Origin of the sequence: Thalassospira profundimaris (assembly GCF_003326755.1) — a bacterium.
Lineage (GTDB): Bacteria > Pseudomonadota > Alphaproteobacteria > Rhodospirillales > Thalassospiraceae > Thalassospira > Thalassospira profundimaris_B.
Map to the genome: position 1 here is coordinate 119,687 of NZ_JPWH01000003.1, position 26,127 is coordinate 145,813.

20 protein-coding genes and 1 tRNA gene are annotated in these 26,127 nt (G+C 52.2%); 14 read left to right on the forward strand and 7 right to left on the reverse strand.

Annotation, left to right across the window (positions count from 1 at the left end; translation table 11 throughout):
* The first annotated feature begins 26 nt into the window (after nt 1-26).
* A complete protein-coding gene (locus tag TH25_RS05110; protein WP_258549039.1) occupies nt 27-1,658 on the forward strand; it encodes a methyl-accepting chemotaxis protein in 1,632 nt (543 codons plus the stop codon).
* A gap of 124 nt (nt 1,659-1,782) precedes the next feature.
* On the opposite strand, the gene TH25_RS05115 is transcribed toward TH25_RS05110, so the two are convergent.
* The 5 genes from TH25_RS05115 to TH25_RS05135 all read right to left on the reverse strand — a co-directional run bounded on the left by TH25_RS05115 (nt 1,783) and on the right by TH25_RS05135 (nt 7,695).
* A complete protein-coding gene (locus TH25_RS05115; protein WP_114087359.1) occupies nt 1,783-2,898 on the reverse strand; it encodes an ABC transporter ATP-binding protein in 1,116 nt (371 codons plus the stop codon).
* A 4-nt stretch (nt 2,899-2,902) separates the two neighbouring features.
* Nucleotides 2,903-3,790, reverse strand: a complete 888-nt coding sequence (locus tag TH25_RS05120; protein ID WP_114087360.1) for a carbohydrate ABC transporter permease — start codon at nt 3,788-3,790, stop codon at nt 2,903-2,905.
* Nucleotides 3,783-4,691: a carbohydrate ABC transporter permease gene (locus tag TH25_RS05125; RefSeq protein WP_114087361.1), complete on the reverse strand. Its 909-nt coding sequence runs from the start codon at nt 4,689-4,691 to the stop codon at nt 3,783-3,785. The genes TH25_RS05120 and TH25_RS05125 overlap by 8 nt, the downstream gene beginning before the upstream one ends.
* Before the next feature lie 109 nt (nt 4,692-4,800).
* The gene (locus TH25_RS05130) at nt 4,801-6,069 is read right to left on the reverse strand and encodes an ABC transporter substrate-binding protein (protein ID WP_114087362.1); all 1,269 of its coding nucleotides are present in this window, start codon (nt 6,067-6,069) and stop codon (nt 4,801-4,803) included.
* A 339-nt stretch (nt 6,070-6,408) separates the two neighbouring features.
* The gene (locus TH25_RS05135) at nt 6,409-7,695 is read right to left on the reverse strand and encodes an ABC transporter substrate-binding protein (RefSeq protein ID WP_114087363.1); all 1,287 of its coding nucleotides are present in this window, start codon (nt 7,693-7,695) and stop codon (nt 6,409-6,411) included.
* Between the two features lie 572 nt (nt 7,696-8,267).
* On the opposite strand from TH25_RS05135, the gene TH25_RS05140 reads away from it, so the two are divergent.
* From TH25_RS05140 to TH25_RS05165, 6 genes are all read left to right on the forward strand, one after another.
* Complete coding sequence (locus TH25_RS05140; RefSeq protein ID WP_073954604.1) at nt 8,268-8,432, forward strand: DUF1127 domain-containing protein; 165 nt, start codon at nt 8,268-8,270, stop codon at nt 8,430-8,432.
* A gap of 487 nt (nt 8,433-8,919) precedes the next feature.
* A complete protein-coding gene (gene bfr, locus TH25_RS05145; protein WP_114087364.1) occupies nt 8,920-9,396 on the forward strand; it encodes a bacterioferritin in 477 nt (158 codons plus the stop codon).
* A 20-nt stretch (nt 9,397-9,416) separates the two neighbouring features.
* Nucleotides 9,417-9,908, forward strand: a complete 492-nt coding sequence (bfr, locus tag TH25_RS05150) for a bacterioferritin (RefSeq protein ID WP_114087365.1) — start codon at nt 9,417-9,419, stop codon at nt 9,906-9,908.
* A 263-nt stretch (nt 9,909-10,171) separates the two neighbouring features.
* Nucleotides 10,172-12,628, forward strand: a complete 2,457-nt coding sequence (locus TH25_RS05155) for a heavy metal translocating P-type ATPase (protein ID WP_309471282.1) — start codon at nt 10,172-10,174, stop codon at nt 12,626-12,628.
* The gene (cueR, locus tag TH25_RS05160) at nt 12,625-13,017 is read left to right on the forward strand and encodes a Cu(I)-responsive transcriptional regulator (protein WP_114087367.1); all 393 of its coding nucleotides are present in this window, start codon (nt 12,625-12,627) and stop codon (nt 13,015-13,017) included. Before TH25_RS05155 ends, cueR begins: the two co-directional genes overlap by 4 nt.
* A gap of 69 nt (nt 13,018-13,086) precedes the next feature.
* The gene (locus TH25_RS05165) at nt 13,087-13,569 is read left to right on the forward strand and encodes a c-type cytochrome (protein ID WP_258549040.1); all 483 of its coding nucleotides are present in this window, start codon (nt 13,087-13,089) and stop codon (nt 13,567-13,569) included.
* A gap of 48 nt (nt 13,570-13,617) precedes the next feature.
* Here TH25_RS05165 and TH25_RS05170 read toward each other — a convergent pair whose 3' ends face one another.
* Nucleotides 13,618-14,724 (reverse strand): PAS domain-containing sensor histidine kinase, encoded by a 1,107-nt coding sequence (locus TH25_RS05170; RefSeq protein ID WP_114087368.1) that lies wholly within the window; start codon nt 14,722-14,724, stop codon nt 13,618-13,620.
* Between the two features lie 52 nt (nt 14,725-14,776).
* On the reverse strand, nt 14,777-16,030 hold the full coding sequence (locus TH25_RS05175) for a D-amino acid dehydrogenase (RefSeq protein WP_114087369.1): 1,254 nt from the start codon (nt 16,028-16,030) through the stop codon (nt 14,777-14,779).
* A gap of 182 nt (nt 16,031-16,212) precedes the next feature.
* Here TH25_RS05175 and TH25_RS05180 point away from each other — a divergent pair, with 182 nt between their 5' ends.
* The 7 genes from TH25_RS05180 to lon all read left to right on the forward strand — a co-directional run bounded on the left by TH25_RS05180 (nt 16,213) and on the right by lon (nt 25,907).
* Nucleotides 16,213-17,682 (forward strand): NAD(P)H-hydrate dehydratase, encoded by a 1,470-nt coding sequence (locus TH25_RS05180; protein ID WP_114087370.1) that lies wholly within the window; start codon nt 16,213-16,215, stop codon nt 17,680-17,682.
* 189 nt (nt 17,683-17,871) lie between these two features.
* A complete protein-coding gene (locus tag TH25_RS05185; RefSeq protein ID WP_114087371.1) occupies nt 17,872-19,359 on the forward strand; it encodes a malonyl-CoA decarboxylase in 1,488 nt (495 codons plus the stop codon).
* Between the two features lie 152 nt (nt 19,360-19,511).
* Nucleotides 19,512-19,596, forward strand: a tRNA-Leu gene (locus TH25_RS05190).
* Between the two features lie 107 nt (nt 19,597-19,703).
* Nucleotides 19,704-21,128 (forward strand): trigger factor, encoded by a 1,425-nt coding sequence (gene tig / locus TH25_RS05195; RefSeq protein ID WP_114087372.1) that lies wholly within the window; start codon nt 19,704-19,706, stop codon nt 21,126-21,128.
* Between the two features lie 44 nt (nt 21,129-21,172).
* Nucleotides 21,173-21,799, forward strand: coding sequence for an ATP-dependent Clp endopeptidase proteolytic subunit ClpP (gene clpP / locus TH25_RS05200; RefSeq protein ID WP_114087373.1), 627 nt, complete (start codon nt 21,173-21,175; stop codon nt 21,797-21,799).
* A 301-nt stretch (nt 21,800-22,100) separates the two neighbouring features.
* Nucleotides 22,101-23,366 (forward strand): ATP-dependent Clp protease ATP-binding subunit ClpX, encoded by a 1,266-nt coding sequence (clpX, locus tag TH25_RS05205; RefSeq protein ID WP_114087374.1) that lies wholly within the window; start codon nt 22,101-22,103, stop codon nt 23,364-23,366.
* 129 nt (nt 23,367-23,495) lie between these two features.
* A complete protein-coding gene (gene lon / locus TH25_RS05210) occupies nt 23,496-25,907 on the forward strand; it encodes an endopeptidase La (protein ID WP_114087375.1) in 2,412 nt (803 codons plus the stop codon).
* Nucleotides 25,908-26,127: the final 220 nt, after the last annotated feature.

Genomic DNA, 26,127 nt, shown 5'->3' on the forward strand with positions numbered 1-26,127 from the left:
TGATCATAATCGTTTTTGGAGCCGTTTTGGCGTCTTGTATTATTGGTGCATTTGCGTTGGAAAACCTGCGCGAAAATCTTCTCGAAGATCGCAAGACCAATACACGAAACCTCGTAAATAGCAGTATCAGTTTGCTGCAATATTACTATGATTTGGAAAAATCCGGTAAATTCAGCAAGGAGGATGCGCAAAATCTTGCTAAAAAAGCAGTAAGTTCATTGCGCTATGATGGCTCGAATTACTTCTGGGTTTTTACCGCCAAGGAACAAATCATGCTTGTGCATGGTGTTGTACCAAAGCTTGTCGGCCAGAATATGAGCGATTCAAAGGATACGTCAGGCAAGCTTTATTACAGGGATTTCGACAAGGTCATCAACGAGCATGGTGAAGGTTTTGTCGGATATCATTTTTATTTGCCAAATAGCAAAGAAACCGGTCCAAAACTTGCGTTTGTAAAGAATTTTGAACCCTGGGGCTGGGTTGTTGGCACCGGCATTTATATCAATGACATTGACAGCATTTTTTATAGCAGCCTTGTGTTTCAGGGCGGTATCGCACTGGTCGCGATTGGACTGGTTATCCTGTTGTCGATGTTCATTAGCAAGGGCATTACCGGACCTTTGTCGCGTATTATTGAAAACATGAATTCGGTTGCCAAGGGTGATTTTGATATTGAAGTTCAATATACAGATCAGCAAAGTGAAATTGGCGATCTGGCACGGACAATGGAAACATTCAGAGATCGTAGTTTGGAAGTAGCGCATATGCGCGAAAAACAGGTCGAAAACGAGAAACGGGCCGAAGAATCCAAACGTGAAGCTCTTAAACAGATGGCAAATGATTTTGAGCAATCTGTCGGCCAGATTTTGTCAGAGGTACTCGCCCTGTCACGTGAAGTACAGAGCGGTCTTAAAACGATTTCCGAATCTGCCAAAAATGCGGGTAAAGGTCTGAAGGTTGTTTCTTCTGTCTCTCATAACGCCACCCGGAATGTGGATACTGTTGCAGCGGCAGCAGAAGAGTTGACAGCTTCGATTGCCGAGATCAGCAGTCAGGTAACGCAGTCCTCGGGTATTGCGGGGAGTGCGGTTGATGCCTCCGAAAGCACGCATAAGAAAATTGAACTATTGGCCAATGCGGCGTCGGAAATTGGCGAAGTGGTTGCTCTGATTACGGATATTGCCAATCAGACCAATTTGCTGGCTCTTAACGCGACCATCGAGGCTGCACGTGCCGGGGATGCAGGCAAGGGTTTTGCGGTTGTAGCGAACGAAGTTAAAAACCTGGCAACGCAAACTGCCCGCGCGACCGATAATATTCGTCGTCAGGTCGAGGATATCCAGGCCGCTACGAGCAGTTCGGTTGATGCGATTGGTGATATTGCCGGGACAATCCGTGAGCTTGATGCCGCGACGGGCCGTATCGCTGCTGCTGTCGAGGAGCAGGGGGCAGCGACCCAGGAAATCGCCCGTAATGTTGACGAAGCTGCACGCGGTGTTGCCCGTGTGAATGCCGATATTGATGCTGCTGCCGAGGGTGCGTTGATTGATGGTCAGCGTTCTGACAAAGGGAATGAGCTTGCGGCGAGCCTGTCTGCCAAGGCACAGCAACTTAATGTGGCTGTGAGCGAGTTTTTGACCAAGGTGCGATCAAGCTGATCGTGATTTCTGGTGAAAAAGAAAAGCCACCCGCAAGAAATTTCTCTCGGGTGGCTTTTTATTTGAGATCAATGCCATTAAAAAAGTAATGGCGGATGGCCCCCAGAACCATCCGCCATTCAGATCAGATCCGCAGTTCCGATTTGGGATCAAACAGACTGATCTGATTCATATCCGCAGAGAATGTCATCATTTCTCCGGGATTGGTCGCCCGGTCAGGACGGACACGGGCGACGATTTCCTTGCCGCCAAGATTGATGACGGTCATGGTGTCGGCCCCGGTGGGTTCGATCACTTCGACCTTGGCATCAAAATTGACATACTGGCTGTCTGGCTGGTCTGACCCGGTACGCTTGTGGGTCAGGGCTTCGGGACGAATGCCAAACACAACATCCTTGCCAATCCAGGAACGATAGCTTTCCGGGCTATTGTTCTGTAACGGCAACACAACGTTTTGCCCGTTATTCTCGAATGTAACGGCGATGCGGCCATTATCCTCGATCAGGCGGGCATCGATGAAATTCATCGATGGCGAACCAATGAAACCGGCAACAAACATGTTGTTGGGGTTTTCATAAATGCGCTGCGGGGTATCAAACTGCTGCAAAATGCCACCCTTCATCACGGCAATGCGCGAGGCCAGGGTCATGGCTTCGATCTGGTCGTGGGTCACATATACGATTGTGGCCCCCAAACGGTGATGCAGCTTTTTAATTTCGGTCCGCATATCGACGCGCAATTTGGCATCCAGGTTTGACAGCGGTTCGTCAAACAGGAAGATGTCCGGATTCCGCACAAGGGCACGGCCCATTGCCACACGCTGGCGCTGACCACCCGAAAGCTGGGATGGTTTGCGGTCCAGCAGGTTTTCGATTTGCAAAAGGCGGGCAACATCATCGACGGCTTTGTCACGTTCGGATGACGCGACACCACGAATTTCGAGGCCAAAGGTGATGTTTTTGCGCACCGTCATATTGGGATAAAGCGCGTAGGACTGAAACACCATTGCGATGTTGCGGTCCTTGGGGTGCACGTTATTGATAACGCGGTCCCCGATGCGGATTTCACCGTCAGACGAGGTTTCAAGACCCGCGATCAGATTAAGCAGGGTGGATTTGCCGCAACCTGACGGGCCGACCAGCACGAGAAACTCGCCGTCTTCAATCGCCAGATTGATTTCTTTGAGAACCTCGACGGACCCGAACGTCTTGCGGACTTTATCAAGGGTAAGTGATGCCATTTCTTTATCCCTTCACCGAACCGGCAGTCAGGCCACGGACGAAATACTTGCCTGCAAGAATGTAAACGAGCAGGGTCGGAAGCCCGGTAAGCAGGGCTGAGGCCATATCGACGTTGTATTGTTTAACGCCGGTCGTGGTGTTGACGATATTGTTGAGGGCGACAGTCATGGGGGCGCTGTCACCGGAACTAAAGGATGCGCCGAACAGGAAGTCGTTCCAGATCTGGGTGAACTGCCAGATGACGGAAACAACAATGATCGGTCCTGAGATCGGCAGAATGATCCGCCAGAAAATTGTAAAGAACCCGGCGCCATCGATGGTGGCCGCCTTTACCAGTTCGTCCGGGATGGAAACGTAATAGTTCCGGAAAAACAGGGTGGTAAAGCACAGGCCATACACAACGTGAACCAGCACCAGACCGGTGGTCGAGTTGGCGATGCCCAAGCGGCCCAACGTTTGCGACATTGGCAGCAAAACAACCTGAAACGGTACAAAGCAGCCAAACAGCAACATGGCAAAAATGATGTTGGCACCGCGAAAGCGGAACTTGGTCAGGGCGTAACCGTTCAGTGCGCCCAGCATGGTCGAGATCAGAACCGCCGGAATGGCCATTTTGACCGAGTTCCAGAAGAAGGTTTTGATGCCCGAGCATTCAACACCGACACAGGCCTGGTTCCAGGCATAGTCCCACGCATCAAAGGTAACGACACGGGGCAGGGAGATGAGCGAGCCTTCGCGGATTTCGGTCAGGGATTTCAGCGAGGTCGTGATCATCACGAACAGCGGAAACAGGTAATAAACCGAAAACAGGATCAGAACGAGATACAGCAAACCGCGCAGCAGGGTATGCTTCATGCCCGAATTCTGGCCGTAAGTTTGGATATCAGCCATTTTTCTTGCCTCCGCGCAGTTCGGAATACAGATACGGCACAATGATCGCCATAACGGTGGCAAGCATCATCATGGCACTGGCGGCACTGATGCCCAGCTGGTTGCGCTGGAAGGCCATTGTGTACATGAAGGTCGCCGGAAGATCCGATGAATAGCCCGGTCCACCGCCCGTAAGGGCAATGACAAGGTCAAAGCTTTTGACCGCCAGGTGGGCCAAAACGACAATCGCGCTTAGGAAGACTGGCCGGATCGACGGGATGATGATGCCGAAATAGATGCGCGGCAGGCTGGCGCCATCCATATAGGCGGCGCGGATAATATCCTGGTCCACACCACGCAGTGCGGCAAGAAACATCGCCATGACAAAGCCTGATGCCTGCCACACGGCGGCGATCACGACCGTATAAATTGCAAAGTCGGAATTCACCAGCCAGTCAAATTTGAAGCTGGCCCAGCCCAGGTCGTGCATCATTTTTTCAAGACCAAGACCGGGATTGAGAATCCATTTCCAGACGGTGCCCGTTACAATGAAGGACAGCGCCATCGGATAAAGAAATATCGTACGTAAAACGCCCTCCGCCCGGATGCGCTGATCAAGCAAAACTGCCAGCAGACACCCGAGGAATAGACAGATAACGATAAAAAGACCGCCGAAAATCAGCAGGTTTTCGATGGCAACATGCCAGCGTTCCATTTGCCACAGGCGTTCATATTGCCGCAGCCCGGCCCAGTCATAGACCGGCATCATGCGCGATTTGGAAAACGCCATCCAGGCGGTCCAAAGGATGAAGCCGTAGACGAAAAACAGGGACGCAGCAAAGGATGGTGCCACAACGATCTTGGACAGATTGCGTTGCAGGCCAGCCATCAGGTTGCTTTCGGTGCTTGAAGAAGCCCCCATGCCCTTTGCCTCAGAATAATTAAAAGATAAGGGAAGTTGGCCCCGGAACGGGGTTCCGGGGCCAGTGCGATGTTATTGCCCTAAGGGCAATTCTGGATTGACTGACGGATCAGTCTTTTGCCAGTTCAACAGCTTCAACCAGACGGTTGACGGCTTCGTCAGACGACATGTCAGAGTTGAAATGCGCTGTTACGACGTCCACAATCGCACCGGACAGATGACCCGGAAGGGCCATGCCATGTGCCATAGACGGCAGGAAACCACCGGTTTTCTGGTCGGCTTCCATGTCGGCAGCCGACTTTTTTGCACATTCGTCAAAATCATCAAGCGAAACGCCGGTGCGCGCCGGGATGGAACCCTTCAACAGGTTGAAGGTCTTCTGGAACTTTTTGCCCATGATCAGCTCGGCCAGGAGTTTCTGACCTTCGATTTTGTCTTCGCCGCTGACTTTGAACATGGCAAAGCTGTCGGTGTTAAACAGGAAGCCATTGCCGTTATCAGCCGGGGTGGCAGAGCAGAGGAAATCTTTGCCCGGCACTTTACCCGCAGCGAGGAATTCGCCTTTTGCCCAGTCGCCCATGATCTGCATGGCGGCTTTGCCATTCATGACCATTGCGGTTGCCAGGTTCCAGTCACGACCAGGGAAGTCGGGATCAACGTAGCCACGGATGGTGCGCATTTCGTCGAACACTTTTTTCATGGTGTCGGATTTCAGCGCATCTTCGTCAAGGTCAACCAGGGCTTTCTGATAAAATTCCGGTCCGCCCATACCCAGGACAACGGTTTCAAAAATCGTTGCGTCCTGCCACGGCTGACCACCATGTGCCAGCGGCGTAATGCCCGCTGCTTTCAGCTTTTCAGCCAGTTCGTTGAATTCTTTCCAGGTTTTCGGGCCTTCCTTGGCACCGACCTTGGCAAGCAGTTCCGGGTTCGACCAGATCCAGTTCACACGGTGAATATTCACCGGAACAGCGACATAGTCGCCGTCATATTTCATAATGTCCTGGATGCGCTTGGGAATGACGGCATCCCAGTCTTCCTTTTTGGCGACATCGTCTAGGTTGGCCAGTGCACCCTGTTCAGCCCATTCCTGAATGGCCGGGCCTTTGAGCTGAACGGCACTGGGAGCATCGCCCGACAGAACGCGCGAGCGCAGAACGGTCATGGCCGCATCGCCAGCACCACCGGCAACCGGGCTGTCTTCCCATTTGCCACCATGCTCTTCAAAGTCCTTTTTCAGGGCAGCGACGGCTTTTGCCTCGCCGCCTGACGTCCACCAATGCAGGACTTCGGCAGTCGGCTGTGCGTGTGCAAGCGTTGCCGAAGCAAGGGCGGCAATGCCAACACCGGCAGCAAGAATGGATTTGCTAAGTTTCATTTCGGGTTTCCTCCCTGGTTTTAAACCAATTGCAGCGACACCATGCTGCGAGAGGGCCCGTATTGCATCCACAAAACTGTAACAGGTCGTTTCCACACCTAGTGTTTGAAACATATTGTTACAATAAAGGCATTATTGATTCGATTTAACCGCAATTCGAGATTTCTGATTAGAGCCTTTTAGAGCATTGCAGTTTATCCTATGCGGAATAAATCGGAGAAATATGGTTTTCTTCTTTGTCTTGTTGGCAAAAATGTAAAAGAGTTCAAGGTGTTTCGCCCGGACCGTGCCGGATCATCATATTGCAGATGATGATCCGGCACGGCGCGCCAGGCTGATTTATTCTTTTGCCAGATCCAGCGCCTGAACGAGTTTATCAACGGCCTCCTGCGATGACATTTCCGAATTGAAGTGCGATGTGACGGTATCGACAATAGCGCCGGTTAAATTGCCGGGCAGGGCCATATCAACACCGACAGAAGGCAAAAAGCCGTCCGAAGTCTGGGAGGCCTGCATGTCTTTTTCGGATTGCAGGGCGCACATATCGAATTTGTCCATTGGTACCCCCATGCGTGCCGGGATCGATCCTTTGAGCAGGTTAAAGGTTTCCTGGAATTTCTGACCGAGGATCAGGCTGGCGAGGAGGTTTTGCCCCTCGGTTTTGTCGGCACCATCGACCTTGAACATGGCAAAGCTGTCTGTATTAAACAGATAACCATGATTGGACGGGGTCGCATGACACAGAAAGTCTTTTCCCGGTACTTTGCCTGCCGCCAGAAATTCACCTTTTGCCCAGTCGCCCATGATCTGCATGGCGGCCTTGCCATTCATGACCATTGCGGTTGCAAGGTTCCAGTCGCGTCCGGCAAAGTCCTCATCGACAAAACCGCGCAAAATGCGCATTTCATCGAATACCCTTTTCATGGTGTCGGATTTTAACGCATCATTATCAAGGTCGATAAGCGCCTTTTGATAAAAGTCGGTGCCGCCGATGCCCAGCACGACATTTTCAAACAAGATGGTTTCCTGCCAGGGCTGGCCGCCCAGTGCGAGGGGCACAATGCCCTGTGCCTTGAGTTTTTCGGCCAGTTTGTTGAAGTCTTCCCAGGTTGAGGGAACCTGGGAGGCCCCCACCTTTGCCAGCACTTCCGGATTGGCCCAGATCATGTCGGTGCGGTGAATATTGACCGGGACGGCAACATAGTGCCCATTATATTTCATGAGGGTGGCAAGGCGTTTGGGCAGAATATCGTCCCATTTTTCCTTTTTGGCGACGCCGTCAAGATTGGCAAGCGCACCTTGTTCGGCCCATTCCATGATTGCCGGGCTTTTTAATTGCACGGCAGTTGGGGCATCGCCTGCCAATACCCGGGAACGCAGCACCGTCATGGCAGCGGAACCGCCACCGCCTGCAACCGGACTGTCAATCCATTTGCCGCCATGCGCCTCGAAGTCCTTTTTCAGGGCAGCGGCGGCCTTGGCTTCACCACCCGACGTCCAGTAATGCAGAACTTCGACGGTTGGTTCGGCCTGCGCGAGGGCGGGCATAAGGGCCAGCAGGGCAGAAGCAAAAAGGGCAACTCTTTTTGCGTTGAATCGATGGGGTTTTGTTTTAAGCGCGTACATTTTTCCTCCCGGTCTTTATTTGTTAATGGCAGGACCATGCGCCGGGTAGGCGGCTTTTGCATCCGCTATGATGTAACAGATTATTTCCAGTCGCGGTTTTGACATAAACTGTTACAAAAAATGTTAGCGCTAACATCGAATGAAACGATATGCGTCGGCGACATCAGTATTATCAGGCACGGGGCCCGAAATCATGATGGCTTTATGATGCAGGCGTTGCGGAGCGGTGTTCCCGGAGCCGACGGATACGAATATTGTTACGCGACAAGAAAAATAGGGCGTGGACTAGCCAATTTGACGTTTGAACGATATTGTTCCGGTTGCGATGCGGAAACTGTTCAGGGTGGAAATATAGTGATTTTTCTGTTGTTTATGGACTGAAAGGTAAATTTTTACGAAATTGAACCCATTCAATTATGACGATTTGGAACAGATGATATGCAAACTTGGTGGATTGAGAAACTCGATCAGTTTAGGCATATTGCAATGCAGAAGAACGGAGCAGGGCGCATCCGGTAACACGAAGTCACCGTGATTGAGCGCCCATCAGTTTGAAACACAGGAGGTTCAACATGTTCTTGTCCAGTATTATTGTTGCTGTTCGTCGTTGGGCCTATGCACGGTCAGTCGCGAACGAACTTTATGATCTCGACGCCCGTGACTTGGATGATGTCGGGATTTCCCGCTGGCAGATCAAAGATGTTGCACGTAAAGCAGCGCGCGACGCGATCGCCTGATTAAGCGGACAAATATCGACAGCGTCTAAATTGTAGGCTGCTGTATGCAGAAGCCGGGGCATATCGACCCGGCTTTTTGTATGTCTGAAATCCGAACATTCAACACGATACGGACCTGCCGGTTTTCTGACCGTGCAGGTTTTTTGTGCGGATGGTTTTGCGGATCCTGATTGCTCTCTTGATATAATTGTATTTAAATCGGCGTGCCTGTTTGATCCTGGATGGACAAATGAGAACAGCGTGTTGTTCCCTGTTCCGATTCGATATGGTGCACAAAAAGCAGGGCGTCTAAACATAGTTCCAGCATCCGAACGATAATTGTTTGCAATAATTTTATTGAGACTGATTTTTACTTGATCCTTTATTTTGAGATATTTTAAGAAAATTGGCTAAATTATTGATAGTGGTAATCAATAACGCTGTTTTTTCTTGAAAAAGGCCATTGCGATTACCACAATGCCGTCATGCCATCTGGAGGAGACATACCATGAAAGGTGATCGGCAGATCATTGGTTATCTTAATCGCATCCTTACAAATCAGTTGACTGCGATTAATCAGTACTTTTTGCACGCCCGCATGCTCAAGAACTGGGGCGTTGTGGAAATGGGTGAATATGAATACAAACTTTCCATCAAGGAAATGAAACGGGCCGATGATTTGATCGAGCGCATTTTGTTTCTTGATGGTCTGCCCAATCTGCAAAATCTTAACAAACTGCTGATCGGCGAGAATGTCACCGAGATTGTCGATTGTGACATGAAATACGAGCTTGCGGCCCTTCCATTGCTGCGTGAAGCCATTTCGGCGTGCGAGAAGGCGGAAGACTTCGTTACGCGTGATTTGCTTGTTTCTTTCCTGGAAGACCAGGAAGAACATGTAGACTGGCTTGAGACCGAGCAATGGCAGCTCGATAATGTCGGTATTCAGAATTATATCCAGAGCCGTTCCGGCGACGGCGATTAATCAGATAAGGAGCGAGCGCCATGAAAGGCAGCCAGAACGTTATTGATATCCTGAACCGTCAGTTGACCGCAGAACTTTCGGCAGCAGACCAGTACAATACCCATGCCGAAATGTATCTGGATTGGGGATTGCATGCGCTTTATGAGCGTATGCACCATGAAAAAGATGAAGAGCTTGATCACGCCAAGCGTTTGATTGAACGTATTCTGTTCCTGGAAGGCGTGCCTGATACGGCGTCGCGCACCCCGATCAAGGTTGGGCAGACGGTTCCCGAGATGATGAAAAATGATCTGGAACATGAATATATGGTCATTAAATATCTGAAAGAGGCCATCAAGCTTTGTGAATCGGAATCCGATTATCAGACCCGTAACATGTTGACCGATTTGCTCGATGACAGCGAAGAGGACCATGCACACTGGCTGGAACAGCAGATCCGCCTGATCGATATGATGGGCCTGCCGAACTATATTCAGTTCCGCGCAGTTGGTGAACCGAGCCCGCACGGGTAAGGCGTTCGCGTCAGTTGCTGATATAAGCGATTTTCAAAGGGCTGCCGTTTGTTTTCGGTGGCCCTTTTATTTTGTTTGGGGTGTTGTGCTGATCCATAAATTTGGCACTGCGGCGGCATGCGACGCAGTGGGGAGCCTGATAACAGAGCAGCAAAAATGAAGCGCAAGTTTCTCAATTTTCCATTTCTTTGATTGAAGCCTTGACCTTCCAGTTGCTGGAAACTTTATGCTGTCTTAATAATGAGATGTGCGAGGTACGCGCGATGACAGCGATGACAGATTCCGACCGGCAAAAGACTGGCCATGATCGCGATCTTAATTTTGAGGTCGGTGGCATGACATGCGCCTCCTGTGCCGGACGAGTGGAAAAGGCCTTAAAGAAACTTGATGGAATCGAAGAGGTTGACGTTAACCTTGCGATGAATTCGGCCCATGTCCGATTGGCAGAAAATGCCGCCTCGGATGCCGAGGATGTGGCAAGTGCCGTGCGCAAGGCAGGGTACGAGGTGACAGAAGAACAACTGTCTTATGATATTGACGGTATGACCTGTGCCAGTTGTTCGGGCCGGGTAGAAAAAGCCCTGTCAAAGTTGCCCGGTGTTGTTTCTGTAACTGTCAACCTTGCCCTGGAACGCGCCGATTTGTCGGTTTTGCCGGGAACCGTCGCAGACCGGCAGGTGCTTCAGGCGGTTGAAAAGGCGGGCTACCATGCGGTGTCACGCAACAACGGGCAAAGCCGGTCTGATTCAGTTGACAAAAGAGGTAAGGATTACGCGATCTGGTGGCTGGTGGCATCTGCCATTTTGGCCGCCCCTCTGGTCGGGCAAATGATCTGGATGTATCTGGGGGTTGAGTTTCGGCTGCCAGCCTGGGTCGAGCTGGCGTTGGCAACGCCGGTACAATTTATTATTGGCTGGCGGTTTTATCGCGGTGCCTGGGCCGCGTTGCGCAATTACGCCGCCAATATGGATGTGCTGGTGGCTCTGGGTACGTCGGCGGCCTATTTCCTGAGCCTTTATAATATGTTGCAGCCTGGTTCTGCCAGTGAAGGTCATCTTTATTTTGAAGCGTCAGCCGTTATTATCACGCTGATTCTGGGTGGCAAGATCATGGAGGAGCGGGCAAAACGTGGCGCTTCTGCCGCCATTCGTGAATTGATGGCATTGCGCCCGCGCAAAGCCCGCCGTCTGGACCCGCAAAGCGGTGAAGAGACAGAAGTTTCCGTCGATGACTTGCGGGTTGATGATATTGTGCGGGTTCGTCCTGGCGAGAAGCTGCCAATTGATGGTGTTGTGACGTCGGGCGAAAGCGAGATTGATGAATCGCTGATTACCGGGGAAACCCGGCCTGTGTTGCGCAAACCCGATGACGAGGTTGTGGGTGGGGCCGTCAATGGTACCGGGCGGTTGGACATTCGCGCAAATGCCGTTGGTGAAGACACGACATTGTCGCGCATTATTCGCCTGGTAGAACAGGCACAGACCGGCAAAGCCCCGGTCCAGCAGATGGTGGACAAGGTTGCCGCCGTTTTTGTGCCTGTGATTATCGTGATTGCACTGGTGACATTTGCAGGCTGGATGATTGCCGGGTTTGGCCTTGAAACCGCAATTGTTTCGGCCGTTTCCGTCCTGGTGATTGCCTGCCCGTGTGCCTTGGGCCTGGCAACACCGACGGCGCTGGTGGCAGGGACGGGGGCTGCGGCCCGTTCGGGTATTCTTATTCGCAATTTCGAGGCCCTTGAACAGGCGCATAATGTTGATGCCGTAATTTTCGATAAAACCGGTACCCTGACAGAAGGTGTACCAACCGTTACCGATATTGTCGTTTCGGGTGATGATTGCGATGAAAAGGAATTCCTGCGTTTGGTTGCTTCCGTGCAGGCTGCTAGCGAACATCCGTTGGCACAGGCGGTTGTTGCTGCCGCGGCGGAACGTGACCTGAAATTGGCCGATGTTGCCAATTTCAAGGGCACGACCGGTGCCGGTGTGGGCGGCACGGTCGAGGGTCATGCCATTTTGATCGGTACCGAGAGCCTGTTACAGGATCATGATATTGCCTTGCCCGAAAACAGTGTTGCCGAAGGTGTGAAGCAGGTTGAACAAACGGGCAGTACGGTTGTCCTGGTGGCTATTGATGGCCGGTTTGCCGGGTATTTGGCGCTGGAAGACAAAATAAGGCAAAGTGCCATTGCGGCGGTTTCTGATCTGAAATCGCGCGGCATTGACAGCATTATGCTGTCGGGCGATGCCGAAGATGTCGCGGCCCATGTTGCCAAACAGATTGGCATGGAAAGCTGGCGTGGCCGTATTCGCCCGCAAGACAAGGCCCGCGAGGTTGAAAAACTGCGCAAGGAAGGCCGCCATGTGGCAATGGTCGGGGATGGCATCAATGATGCCCCGGCATTGGCGGCGGCAGATGTTGGTATTGCAATGGGGGGTGGCACCGATGTGGCGATGGAAACAGCCGGTATTACCTTGATGCGCTCGGACCCCGCCCTGGTGGCCGGTGCCATTGATATTTCCATCGTCACACGCCGCAAGATTACACAGAACCTGTTCTGGGCGTTTGGTTATAATGTGATTGGGGTGCCATTAGCGGCCTTTGGCATCCTGAGCCCCGCGATTGCCGGTGCGGCAATGGCACTCAGTTCCGTTTCTGTTGTGACAAATTCGCTGACACTGCGGCGCTGGAAAATCCGCAAGGAGGACGCCGAAAAATGAATATATCCGAAGCAGCACAACAATGCGGTTTGCCAGCCAAAACCATTCGATATTACGAGGATATTGGTCTGGTGCTGCCTGGACGACAGGCAAATGGTTATCGCGATTATTCAGATCAGGACCTTCATAAATTGCGGTTTTTGCAGCGTTCGCGCGGGTTGGGTTTTTCGATTGATGATTGCCGGTTGTTGTTATCCCTTTATGAGGATCGCAACCGGGCATCGGCGGATGTGCGGCAAATTGCCAAGGCCCATCTGGAAGATATTGACCGCAAAATTGCGGAGTTGAAAAGCCTTCAGACGACGTTGCGCCAATTGGTCCATCAATGTCATGGCGATGACCGCCCTGATTGCCCGATTATCGAGGATCTGGCCGGGACGGTTGCCTGATCCGGGAAAGTGATGTTTTCCCGAATTCCGGCAACGGCCGGGTTTAGCCAATAGAGAGAGTAAAAATCAGTGAATAACAAACTGTATTTCGGCGTGATCGCGCTGGGTGTGGTGGTGCTTGGCTTTGCCGGATACCAGTATTTCAAGCCTGACGAGATAAACGGCGGTAATGTGCGGATTGACGCAAATGACCTGCATCTGGTGGCTGCGGGCAAGAAAATCTATGATGCCAATTGTGCTTCCTGTCATGGTGCCAGATTGCAAGGCGAAGCAAACTGGCAACAGCGCGATGCGGATGGTTTGTTACCGGCACCGCCCCATGATGCAACCGGCCATACCTGGCACCATCCTGATGAAATGCTGTTTGCCCTGACCAAATATGGACCGGAAAAAATGGTGGGAGATGGCTATAAGAGCGCCATGCCCGCCTTTGACGGTATATTAAGTGATCAGGAAATTGCTGCTTCGCTGTCCTATATCAAAAGTCGTTGGCCAGACGAGGTGCGTGTGCGCAATGACAAAATAAATGAAGCCGCCCGCGCCGACGGTTAGGGCAGCAGAAAGGGTTAATCGTGTGCCTGATATGCGGAAACCCGTGTATCAGGTTGCGTGATTTTGCGGCAGACAGATTTTGACCGATGTTCCCTTGCCAGGGCTGCTTTCGATGATAAATCGGCCACCGTGAAGTTCGGTCAGCATTTTTGCCAAAGGCAGCCCAAGGCCGGTTCCCGCACTTTCCTTTATGCCTTCCGGATGAAGTTGGGAAAAGCGTGTCAGGGCACGGGGGATATCCTGTGGTGCCATACCGACACCATTATCCGTAACGGTAAATATGGCCTCGTCATGCGATAATTGCAGCGCAAGACTGATTGTCCCGCCATCGGGCGTGAATTTTCCCGCATTGGTTAGAATATTGATCAGAATCTGCTTTAGTTTCATTCGGTCACAGAGAATGATGACGTCATGATCCGGTAAATCAACCGCTAGATGATGGGCGCGTCGGTTATAGTCTTCTTTGATGATTTTGACCGCTTCGCAGGCGATGGCGACAATATTGACAGGTGCCGACTTCAGCGTCATGGCGCCGTCAGCCAGTTTGGCGGAATCAAGGACATCATTGACAAGGGATAATAAATGAAGTCCGGCTTCATGAATATCGTGTCCGCATTCCCGATAGGCAGTGTCAATATCGCCCAGAACACCTTCGGCGATCAGTTCGGCATTGCCGATAATTGCATTTAAAGGGGTACGTAATTCGTGGCCCATATTGGCCAGGAAATCTGTTTTGGTGGCGTTGGCATCGTTGCGTTCCTGATTATGACTGATCAGATCCTGCGCGGCGATACGATGCCCGGCATTTTCGATCAAGGTCAGCAAGGCGGCGGGGATGGTTTCGTTATTATCGGCCCATTCCAGTGCCGTTACCGTCATATGACAGGCAACGGGATCGCCAGCGTCATTTAACACTGCGATATCGCCAGACCAGAAACGACCTGTCGTGAATATTTCGTCAAGGTCGCGCAGGATGCCGGGGTGAAGGAACGATGCCTGGCGATGATCAAGGGCATGTCGATCCAGCCTGATCAATCTGGCAAGAGCCGAATTGGCGCGCAGGATTTTGCCATCCCGCGAACAAATCGCGGCACCATAGGGCAGGGCCTCGATCAGTGCGGTAATTGGCGCAGGAATCGGACTCTTATGCGTCATATCAGGCTTGCCGGAATGCACGCCTTAACCCCCAAAACAAAATGGTCGCGGATCAAAACCGGTCCGCTTGAAATCCATCAAGTGAAATGTCCGGGGTTCTCTCCGACATCACATCGGCAATCGCCCTGGCGGAACCGCAACTCATGGTCCAGCCCAGAGTGCCGTGCCCCGTATTAAGGAAAAGATTATCATATCTGCTGGGTCCCAGAACAGGTGCAGAATCGGGTGTTACGGGGCGAAGGCCACTCCAATAATCAATTTGGTTGCGATTTCCACAATACGGAAACAGATCAAAGGCTTTGTCGGCAATTAATTGCTGGCGGCGTGGCGACATGCGCAGGGAGTACCCGTCCAGTTCGGCGGTGCCAGCGGCGCGCAGGCGATTGCCCAGCCGGGAATAGACCATTTTGACACTGTCGTCGATCAGGCTGACGGTTGGTGCGCCATCCTCGAACCCGGTTGTGTCGATGGTAATCGAATATCCCTTGCAGGGATAAATCGGCAGTTTTATGCCAATAGGATTGGTGAGGAACGGGCTGTAACTGCCTAGACATACAAGATATTTATCACCGCGAACCGGGCCGTTACTTGTGCGGACGTGATCGATTTTTGTCCCGGTTCTTTCCAACCCGTCAATAGTTGTCTCATATAAAAATGTTGCCCCCATTTCCCGGCAGCGGTCCGCCAGGGCAAGGGTGAATTTTTGCGCATCTCCGCTTTCATCATCGGGTGAAAAACTGCCGCCAATGATCGGTTTGCGTGAATGTTTCAGGGCAGGTTCAATCGCAAGGCATTCATGTGCATTTACAATCCGTCGATCAAGGCCAAATTCCTGCATGATACTGGCCGTTTTTGCGACCTTTTCCATTTCGGTTTCTTCGTGGCAAATATGCAGGATGCCTTTGCTTAGGCTGTCATATTCAAGGCCAAGCTGTGTGCGAAGTTCCTTGATGCAGGAACGGCTGTAAATTGCCAGTCTAAGCGATTTTTCGATGTTCTGACGGGTGCGGTCCGGGGCGCAATTGCGCAGGAAACGCAGCGCCCAGGCGAAAAGCTTACGATCAAAGCGCAACCGAAATAAAAGCGGGGCATCCTCCTGGCCCAGCCATTTCAGGCTTTGCCACGGGGTTTGCGGGGTCGCCCAGGGCAGGGCATGGCAGGCCGAAATTTGCCCGCCATTGGCAAAACTGGTTTCCTGTGCCGCTTTTGGCTGACGGTCGATCACTGTAACCTGATGACCATTTTGCAAAAGATAATAGGCCGAGGTCGTGCCAACGACACCCGCGCCTAAAACAACAACCTTCATGCCGGAATTGCCTTGTCTGCTTGGATTTGTTTGGCAGAATCATCTGCGCGGGGCACTATACGCATTGCGAAAACAAATAGCTACCGGCGGGAACCCGTAACAGCCCTGCTTTAACAAGCATGCTGTAAGACTGCGGTTTTTGCGGTGCGATCAGGATTTGCGCCAGACGTAAGGGAGGTCCGATGCAAGAGATTTTAACCGTCGCCCAGATGTATGAGGCAGACCGGCGGACAATTGAAAGTGGCGTTAGAGGCGAGATCCTGATGGAAAATGCCGGGCAGGCCGTTAGTGACGAGATTGTCAAAAGATTTTCCCCCCGGGCGGTGTCGGTTTTATGTGGACCGGGAAATAACGGCGGTGATGGTTTTGTGATTGCCCGTCTGTTGCGAGATCAGGGATGGAATGTGCGTGTCGGCCTGTTGGGTGATGTAGAAAAGCTTGCCGGTGATGCCCGAATTCACGCGGAAAAATGGAGTGGTATTGTCGAACGGTTATCACCTGCAATGCTTGTAGGTGCTGATTTGGTGGTTGATTGTATTTTTGGTGCGGGCCTGTCGCGCGATATAGAGGGCGATCTTGCGGTATTGGTCACGGCAATCAATGAATGCCCGGCTGCTGTCGTCGCGGTTGATATGCCCAGCGGGACTGACGGCACGACGGGGCAAATACGTGGTGTTGCTGTCGATGCCGATTTCACCGTCAGTTTCTGTCGGCCCAAACCGGGGCATTATTTGTTGCCGGGCAAGGATTTGTGCGGGCAGTGCATTATCAGGGACATTGGCATTTCGGCAGATATTGTGGGGTCTTTGGCGCCTGATATTTTTATTAATACACCGGAAATTTGGGAATCATACATTCCGTGGCCGGCCAATAGCGGGCATAAATATCAACGCGGCCATGTTTTAGCAGTGGGCGGTACGCATGCCACAGGTGCCGTGCGTCTGGCCGCAAGGGCCGCACGGCGGGCCGGGGCGGGCTTGTTAACCGTTCTGGCAGAACCGGCGGCATTGTCGCTTTACGCCCAGGATGCGCCGGGCGTGATGGTTGCGCCGATGGCAAAGTTTGAAGAATTGATGCAAGACCCGCGGCACAATGCCGTATTGATTGGCCCCGGGGCAGGCGTGGGGGACGAGACCCGCAAGCGCGTGATTCATGCCCTTCATGCCGCACGGGCCTGTGTGTTGGATGCCGACGCCCTGACCAGTTTTGCCGATGATCCCAGTACCCTGTTTTTTGCCGTGCAGGGGGCTACCGTGATGACGCCGCACGAGGGTGAATTTGCCCGCCTGTTTGATAATCTGGCAGGCGATAAACTTTCACGCGCACGGGCGGCTGCGAAACGAAGCGGATCGGTTGTTATATTAAAGGGTACCGATAGCATTGTTGCCGCGCCGGATGGCCGGGCAGTGATAAATGATGTTTTTGCCCCGTGGCTTGCTACGGCCGGAAGTGGCGACGTTCTTGCCGGTCTGGTGACAGGGTTGCTGGCCCAGGGGATGCCCGCCTTTGAGGCGGCGGCAATGGCTGTATGGCTGCATGCGCAGGCCGGACAGGCGTTTGGACCGGGCCTGATTGCCGAGGATATTCCCGATGCGTTGCCAGGATTGTTGGCGCGCCTGTGGCAGCGCAAGGCGCATGGTGTCGTGATGTAGAACACTTACCAACATGATCCAGACCTGCACGGGCTTGGTGCTGCTGGTCAATGTTGTTTTAATGCCTATGTCTATGGTTATGCCCGTGCCAGAAAGAGACCACCTTATTGGCACTTGCTGCCTTTGTGATTTCACCTTTGGTGTCAATGCTTGGCGTTCATTGGATGAAAAAGCATGATGGGATTGTGAATGAGCCAGACATTTATTGACCGTACTTTCGATAACATTCGCCAGTTGTGGCGTGACATCCGCGGTACTTCGGTGGTGCGCAGTCTGGGGTTTGACGATGAGGCGGCGCAAAAGGACCGCTGGCGTCAGCAGATCGCCGATTGCCTGGCACATCGTGGTGGTGCCGTTTCGGCCCGGGGCCGTGCGGCAGAGCTCGGACATGACTTTTTGCGTCTTGATGAGGCGGGCCGGATCGAATTTTTGCATTTGCTGGTCAACGAGTTTGATGTGGACCGGGCCAAACTGGGGGCTGTGATCAGGGATTGGCAACAGGCCGATGATCTGGCGGAGCGCACGATGCTGGAAAGCCGGATGCGGACGGATCTGGTGCCGCCCTACCGGAAATTATTGCAGGAATTCACCGCTCTGCCGCAGGGTGTCAAATTTCTTGTCGATTTACGAGCCGACTTGCTGCGCTGGCGCAAGGATGCGCCGGGGCTCGTCCTGCTGGAGCAGGACTTGAAAACACTTTTGTCGGGCTGGTTTGATATCGGCTTTCTTGAACTCCACCAGATTACCTGGAATTCTCCGGCTGCTCTTTTGGAAAAACTGATCGCTTATGAGGCGGTGCATCAAATTCGCAGTTGGGATGATTTAAAAAGCCGCTTGGCCAATGACCGGCGCTGTTTTGCATTTTTTCATCCCGGTATGCCTGAGGAGCCGCTGATTTTTGTCGAAGTTGCCCTGGTTTCCGGCATTGCCGAAAATGTTGATGTGCTGATTGATCGAGACCTGGATGATCAGATCGCAGATCCAACACGCGCTGATACGGCGATTTTCTATTCGATCTCCAATGCCCAGTCCGGGTTGGCGGGCATCAGTTTTGGCGATTTCCTGATTAAGCGCGTGGTGGCGGAACTCAAACGTGATCTGCCGAACCTGCAGCAATTTGCCACCCTGTCACCGATACCGGGCTTCCGTCGCTGGTTAACCGCTGCCATTGATCAGGTTGATGCGATGACGGCGGCAGATGTGGTCGATCATGAGAATGCGGAAACGCCAGAAGCAGGTGCGATGGGCACTGCTGTTATGGTGAAGACAGAGCCGCAACAGCAACTGCCCCAGCATCTGGTTGAGGATATATCCCTGTGTCGTCCGCTCGTCGCCAGTGAAAAGAGTGATGGTGCCAAGCAGGCCGATAAGGTGCAACAGATTCCGGCAGATAGCCGCCCGGCATTGTTGCGCCTGGTGGCGCATTACCTGTTGAACGAGCGTCGCCCGGGGCGGAACACGGCACTGGACCCGGTTGCGCATTTTCATCTGAGCAATGGTGCCCGCGTCGAACGGCTGAATCTGGATGCCAACAGTTCGTCTGCCGGGCAGGCGCAATCCTTTGGATTAATGGTGAATTATCTTTATCAGTCGGGTGAAATCGAGAAAAACCATGAAAATTATGTCGGGGGTGGCAAAATTGCCGCATCAGGCACAGTTCGTCGACTTGCGGGGTAATTCAAGGTGCTAAGGCCTTTTTATCACCGTAAAATTCAACTATTTTCGTTGCTTTGTGCTTAACTTATCAGGCGACGCTTGCATGAGTGGATTGAAGTTTGTATTAAGGCGCACCCACACCGGTTTTTCCGGTGCGGGAGGTATGCTTTTGTGCGGGCGTGGCGGAATTGGTAGACGCGCTGGATTTAGGTTCCAGTGGAGAGATCCGTGGGGGTTCGAGTCCCTTCGCCCGTACCATTGCAGATCAGAAAACAAAAAAGCTATTCGTTAAGTCATATTGACTTCTGACGTCCGGACGGCGTCGCGTAACGGACATTATTCGAACCTAAGCAAAAGAGTTATCTATGCAGGTTACAGAAACCAAAAATGAAGGCCTGGCGCGCGAATACAAGGTCGTTGTGCCGGCCGCCACGATCGAAGAACAGGTTAACGCCAAGCTCGAAGAAATCAAAGACCAGGTTCGTCTTCCGGGTTTCCGCCCTGGCAAAATCCCGACCAAACTTCTGCGCCAGCGTTATGGCAAGTCTGTTATGGGCGAAGTTCTTGAAGCTGCTGTAAATGACAGCACCAGCAAGATCCTGTCCGATAATGAACTGCGCCCGGCCGTTCAGCCGAAAATCGAAGTCACTGCCTTTGATGAAGGCAAGGATCTGGAATATGATATTTCGGTTGAAATCATTCCGGCGATCGAGCCGATGGATTTTTCGAAGCTGAACCTGACGCGTGAAGTTGTCGAACTTGACGACAGCAAAGTCACCGAAACCCTTGATCGCATTGCCGCTGCACAGGGCACCACCGAGCCCCTGAAGCGCAAGCGCAAGGCGAAATCCGGTGACGTTCTGGTTATCGATTTCCTGGGTAAAGTCGGCGGTGAACCGTTTGAAGGCGGCAAAGCCGAAGATTACGAACTTGAACTGGGTTCGGGAACCTTCATTGCCGGTTTTGAAGACCAGTTGATTGGCGCCAATGCCGGTGACGAAACCGTTGTCAAAGTTACCTTCCCGGAAAATTACGGTTCTGACGAACTGGCAGGAAAAGATGCCGAGTTCGACGTAACGGTTAAGGAAATCAAGGAAAAGAAACCCGCTGAAATTGACGATGAACTCGCCAAGAAGCTGGGTCAGGAAAGCCTTGAATCCCTGAAAGAAGCCATCCGCAAGGATTATGGCCGCGAATACGAATCGGTTGCCCGTCAGAAAATGAAGCGCGATCTGCTTGATCAGCTGGCTGACAATCATGATTTCGATCTTCCGGCTTCCCTGGTTGAAAATGAGCTGACCGGCATTGTCGAGCAGATCAAACAGGCCCGTGAAGCGGGCCAGGAAGATGACGAAACCAAGGGCAAGTCTGAAGAAGAACTGACCGAAGAATTCCGCGAAATTGCGGAACGTCGCGTTCTGCTGGGTCTGTTGCTGGCCGAAGTTGGCCGTAACAACAATATTCAGATCACCCAGGAAGACATCAATAAGGTTCTTGTTGCCGAAGCCCAGAAATATCCGGGCCAGGAGCAGGCTGTTATTGAATTCTATAAAAATAATCCGCAGGCCTTGCAGGCGCTTCAGGGCCCTGTATATGAAGACAAGGTGGTGGATTACATCGTCGAGCTGGCGAAGGTTGAAGAAAAAACCGTTACGGTTGAAGAACTTCTGAAACCTGAGGAAGAAGACGACGCGCCGAAGAAAGAAGCCAAGAAAAAGGCACCGGCCAAAAAAGCCGCGGCTAAAAAGCCGGCTGCCAAGAAAAAGGCTGCTGACGAAAGCGCAGAATAATCCGCCCGATAGCGGACCAAGTTGCAGCAAGGAGATTGCGGTTGATGATTGAAGAGCAGATGAACTCGCTTGTACCGATGGTGGTTGAACAGACCAGCCGCGGGGAACGGGCCTATGACATCTTTTCCCGCCTGCTCAAAGAGCGGATCGTGTTCATCAATGGCCAGGTCCATGACGGCATGTCGTCTTTGATTTGCGCCCAGCTACTGCATCTCGAATCGGAAAATCCGGACAAGGATATTTCGCTCTACATCAACTCGCCGGGCGGGGTGGTCACATCCGGTTTGGCGATTTATGATACCATGCAATACATCCGTTGCGATGTGTCGACCGTATGTATGGGGCAGGCTGCCTCGATGGGCTCTCTGCTTTTGATGGCTGGTGCAAAAGGCAAGCGTTATAGCCTGCCCAATGCGCGGATCATGATCCATCAGCCGTCTGGCGGTTTCCAGGGGCAGGCGTCGGATATCGAAATCCATGCCCGTGAAATTCTGGCTCTGCGCCATCGTCTGAACGAGATTTATGTCCATCATACCGGACGCGATCTGAAAACCATCGAAGATGCGATGGAACGCGATAACTTTTTGACACCGGATCAAGCCAAGGAATTTGGCCTGATTGACGAGGTTGTCAGTTCGCGTCCCAAGCCTGAAGGTGACAAAAAAGACTAACGTCACCTTCACGATGAAACAGAAAACGCCCCGGTTTTATGGCCGGGGCGTTTTTTATGGCTTGCGTGGTTTCGCCCGAAAGTCCTAGACATGTAGATGACAGGACGGTGAAACCCGATTGGAAGGAACATCCGGGGCCGGATGAACGTTTTATGAATGGAGTGGGCTTCACTTTTGGTTCCTCCGTCCTATATCAAAGACAAGGCCGCAAGCCGGAAAGCGGCGATTAATCGTTGAGATCGGTGTGCTTTCCCGGCTAACATGGCGACAACAGATAACGTCAAACATCATTGGGGTTTGTATGAGCAAATCGAATAGCGGAGACTCCAAGAACACTTTGTATTGCTCTTTCTGTGGAAAGAGCCAGCACGAGGTGCGCAAGCTCATCGCCGGGCCGACTGTCTTCATCTGCGATGAGTGTGTCGAACTGTGCATGGACATCATCCGCGAAGAGCACAAAACCCATCTTGTAAAATCCGCTGATGGGGTGCCTTCTCCGCAGGAGATTTGCAAGGTTCTCGATGATTACGTCATCGGTCAGGGCCATGCAAAGAAGGTGCTGTCTGTAGCAGTGCATAACCACTACAAGCGCCTGAATCACGCCAGCAAGAACGAAGACATCGAACTGGCAAAATCGAACATCATGCTGGTCGGCCCGACCGGCTGTGGCAAAACGCTGCTTGCGCAGACGCTTGCCCGTATTCTTGATGTTCCCTTTACAATGGCAGATGCCACCACACTGACCGAAGCCGGTTATGTGGGGGAAGATGTCGAAAACATCATTCTCAAGCTGTTGCAGGCCGCTGACTACAATGTCGAGCGAGCACAGCGTGGTATTGTTTACATCGACGAAGTCGATAAAATTTCGCGTAAATCCGACAATCCGTCGATCACACGTGATGTGTCGGGTGAGGGTGTGCAGCAGGCCTTGCTGAAAATCATGGAAGGCACGGTTGCATCTGTTCCGCCGCAAGGGGGACGTAAACATCCGCAGCAGGAATTCCTGCAAGTCGATACAACCAACATTCTGTTTATTGTTGGTGGTGCATTTGCGGGCCTGGATAAGGTGATTGCCCAGCGTGGCAAAGGGGCTGGTATCGGCTTTGGTGCCGATGTCCGCAGCCCGGATGAACGCCGCACGGGCGAGGTTCTGCGATCTGTGGAACCCGAGGACCTGTTGAAGTTTGGCCTGATTCCGGAATTCATCGGTCGTTTGCCGGTTCTGGCAACGCTTGAAGACCTGGATGAGGACGCTTTGGTCAAGATTTTGACCGAACCGAAAAATGCGCTCAGCAAGCAGTATCAGCGCCTGTTCGATATGGAAGATGTCAAGCTGACCTTCCAGGATGATGCGTTGATTGCGATTGCCCGCAAGGCGATCGAGCGTAAAACCGGTGCCCGTGGCCTGCGGTCAATCATGGAAGGCATTTTGCTTGATACCATGTTTGATCTGCCGTCGATGGACAGTGTTGAAGAAATTGTCATCAACCGCGACGTTGTTGAAGGCAAGGCCAAGCCGCTTCTAATTCATTCGGAACGTCGCAACGACGTTGAAAACAGTGCCTGATTGTAATTGCCGCGCGGGCAGTATTGCAGCGCGGCAATTACAGCTTATCTATTGAGTATGTTCGCGTTGCTTTTGGGGCCTATTGCAGGACCACAGCAACGTTTTGGCTCAGAATAGGGAATAGAACACATGGTCGAATTGGCACATGCTGATATCTACCCGGTCTTGCCGTTACGCGACATTGTCGTGTTTCCGCATATGATCGTTCCGTTGTTTGTCGGCCGTGAAAAATCGGTCCGCGCACTTGAAGATGTGATGCGCGAAGACAAACAGATCCTTCTTGTCACCCAGAAAGATGCCGGTCTGGATGATCCATCGGTAGATGATCTCTATCGTGTCGGGACAGTTGCGTCCGTGCTGCAACTGCTGAAATTGCCCGATGGCACCGTCAAGGTGTTGGTCGAAGGGGGCAAGCGTGCAGAGATTTCCGGGTTTGTTGATAATCCTGAATTTTTCCAGGCTTATGGCACCGTTCACGATGATGATGACGAGGACGAAAGCGAGCTTGAGGCATTATCACGCTCTGTCGTCACCCAGTTTGAACAATATATCAAGCTGAACAAAAAGATTCCGCCCGAGGTTCTGGTTTCGGTCAATCAGATCGAGGAACCGGCCAAGCTGGCTGATACGGTTGCGTCTCACCTTGCGCTCAAGATTTCGGAAAAGCAGGAACTGCTTGAAACCGGGTCTGTTGCGGCGCGTCTGGAACGCATTTTCGGTTTTATGGAATCGGAAATTGGCGTTTTGCAGGTGGAAAAGAAAATCCGCAATCGTGTGAAACGCCAGATGGAGAAAACCCAGCGTGAATATTATCTGAACGAGCAACTCAAGGCCATTCAGAAGGAACTTGGCGAAGGCGAAGACGGCAAGGATGAAGCCTCCGAGCTTGAAGAAAAGCTCAATAAGGCGAAAATGCCGAAGGAAGCCAAGGAAAAGGCCCAGGCCGAGCTCAAGAAGCTGCGCAATATGAGCCCGATGTCCGCCGAGGCAACGGTGGTGCGCAACTATCTTGACTGGATGGTGTCCATTCCCTGGAACAAGCGCAGCAAGATTTCCCATGACCTGAAAAAGGCCAAGAAGGTTCTGGACAAGGAACATTATGGGCTGGAGCAGGTAAAGGAACACATTCTTGAATATCTCGCCGTTCAGGCGCGTATCAAGAAAGTCAAAGGTCCGATCCTGTGTCTTGTTGGTCCGCCGGGCGTTGGTAAAACTTCGCTGGGTAAATCAATGGCCAATGCGACCGGCCGTAACTTCATCCGTATGTCGCTGGGCGGGGTGCGCGATGAATCGGAAATTCGCGGGCACCGTCGGACTTATATCGGTTCAATGCCGGGCAAGATCATTCAGGGGATGAAGAAGGCAAAAACTTCCAATCCGCTGTTCCTGCTTGATGAAATTGAAAAGATGGGGTCCGACTTCCGCGGTGATCCGGCCTCGGCTCTGCTTGAGGTGCTGGACCCGGAGCAGAACTCGACCTTCAATGACCATTATCTTGAAGTCGATTATGATCTGTCGGATGTGATGTTTGTGACGACGGCCAACAGCCTGCGCATGCAGCAGCCGTTGCTTGACCGTATGGAGATTATCCGGATTTCGGGTTACACCGAAGATGAAAAGGTTGAAATCGCAAAGCGCCATCTGATCCCCAAACAGATTGAAGCCAATGGTTTGAAAAAAGCCGAATGGAGCATTTCTGACGATGCTCTTCGCGATCTGATACGTTATTACACGCGCGAAGCGGGTGTGCGTAACCTTGAACGTGAACTTGCCCGTCTGGCGCGTAAGGCGACCAAGCGTATTTTGATCGAAGGGTTGAAAACCGTTCGCGTTACCCCGCGGACGCTGGCGAAATATGCCGGGATTCGCAAATACCGCTTTGGTGAAACCGAAGGCGAAGACCAGGTTGGTGTGGTAACGGGCCTTGCCTATACGGAATTTGGCGGTGATCTGTTGCAGATCGAAGCCGTTACCGTGCCGGGCAAAGGCAATATGAAGACCACTGGTAAACTTGGCGATGTGATGACGGAATCGATCCAGGCGGCAACGTCGTTTGTTCGGTCGCGGGCAGCACTTTTCGGGATTAAACCGAACTTGTTCCAGCAGCGTGACATTCACGTTCACGTTCCGGAAGGGGCAACGCCGAAGGATGGCCCGTCGGCCGGTGTTGGTATGGTGACATCGGTTGTGTCGATTCTGACCAATAACCCGGTGCGTAAAGACGTTGCCATGACCGGTGAAGTTACCTTGCGGGGGCGTGTTCTCGCCATTGGCGGTTTGAAGGAAAAACTGCTTGCCGCAATGCGGGGCGGCGTCAAAACGGTTCTTATTCCCAAGGAGAATGAAAAGGACCTGGAAGACATTCCCGATAACGTCAAACGGAATATGCGAATCATTCCGGTATCGCATGTTGACGAAGTTCTGGAGCACGCTTTGGTCAATCCGCTTGTGCCGATTGAATGGGACGAGGACGCGGAAAATGTTTCGGTGAAGCCGAAAGACGGTGAAGAATCGGAAATCGGTGGTGTGACAACTCACTGATCGAGCGCAGAATCTTGGGCTTTTTGACAGGGGCGGCATGGCTGCCCCTGTTTTTTTGTGGATAACTTTTGCCGGAATCGGTCAAGACCAAAAGGCCAGAGGCTGTAAAGGCGAAAAAACGACAAAAAAACCGCAAAAACGGCGGAAAACTGCGTCTCTCCGATTGACGGCATGTAAGCGACCTGCTTACATTGCGCCTGTAACAGGTTTGGGGCAAACC

Bases quoted from the DNA above. Each gene is read 5' to 3' on its own strand.
- clpP (WP_114087373.1), top strand. From the start codon at position 21,173: ATGATTGAAGAGCAGATGAACTCGCTTGTACCGATGGTGGTTGAACAG.
- clpX (WP_114087374.1), top strand. From the start codon at position 22,101: ATGAGCAAATCGAATAGCGGAGACTCCAAGAACACTTTGTATTGCTCT.
- TH25_RS05130 (WP_114087362.1), bottom strand. From the start codon at position 6,069: ATGAAACTTAGCAAATCCATTCTTGCTGCCGGTGTTGGCATTGCCGCC.
- TH25_RS05125 (WP_114087361.1), bottom strand. From the start codon at position 4,691: ATGGGGGCTTCTTCAAGCACCGAAAGCAACCTGATGGCTGGCCTGCAA.
- TH25_RS05140 (WP_073954604.1), top strand. From the start codon at position 8,268: ATGTTCTTGTCCAGTATTATTGTTGCTGTTCGTCGTTGGGCCTATGCA.
- TH25_RS05155 (WP_309471282.1), top strand. From the start codon at position 10,172: ATGACAGCGATGACAGATTCCGACCGGCAAAAGACTGGCCATGATCGC.
- tig (WP_114087372.1), top strand. From the start codon at position 19,704: ATGCAGGTTACAGAAACCAAAAATGAAGGCCTGGCGCGCGAATACAAG.
- TH25_RS05135 (WP_114087363.1), bottom strand. From the start codon at position 7,695: ATGTACGCGCTTAAAACAAAACCCCATCGATTCAACGCAAAAAGAGTT.
- lon (WP_114087375.1), top strand. From the start codon at position 23,496: ATGGTCGAATTGGCACATGCTGATATCTACCCGGTCTTGCCGTTACGC.
- TH25_RS05170 (WP_114087368.1), bottom strand. From the start codon at position 14,724: ATGACGCATAAGAGTCCGATTCCTGCGCCAATTACCGCACTGATCGAG.
- TH25_RS05185 (WP_114087371.1), top strand. From the start codon at position 17,872: ATGAGCCAGACATTTATTGACCGTACTTTCGATAACATTCGCCAGTTG.
- TH25_RS05115 (WP_114087359.1), bottom strand. From the start codon at position 2,898: ATGGCATCACTTACCCTTGATAAAGTCCGCAAGACGTTCGGGTCCGTC.
- cueR (WP_114087367.1), top strand. From the start codon at position 12,625: ATGAATATATCCGAAGCAGCACAACAATGCGGTTTGCCAGCCAAAACC.
- TH25_RS05180 (WP_114087370.1), top strand. From the start codon at position 16,213: ATGCAAGAGATTTTAACCGTCGCCCAGATGTATGAGGCAGACCGGCGG.
- bfr (WP_114087364.1), top strand. From the start codon at position 8,920: ATGAAAGGTGATCGGCAGATCATTGGTTATCTTAATCGCATCCTTACA.
- TH25_RS05175 (WP_114087369.1), bottom strand. From the start codon at position 16,030: ATGAAGGTTGTTGTTTTAGGCGCGGGTGTCGTTGGCACGACCTCGGCC.
- TH25_RS05120 (WP_114087360.1), bottom strand. From the start codon at position 3,790: ATGGCTGATATCCAAACTTACGGCCAGAATTCGGGCATGAAGCATACC.
- bfr (WP_114087365.1), top strand. From the start codon at position 9,417: ATGAAAGGCAGCCAGAACGTTATTGATATCCTGAACCGTCAGTTGACC.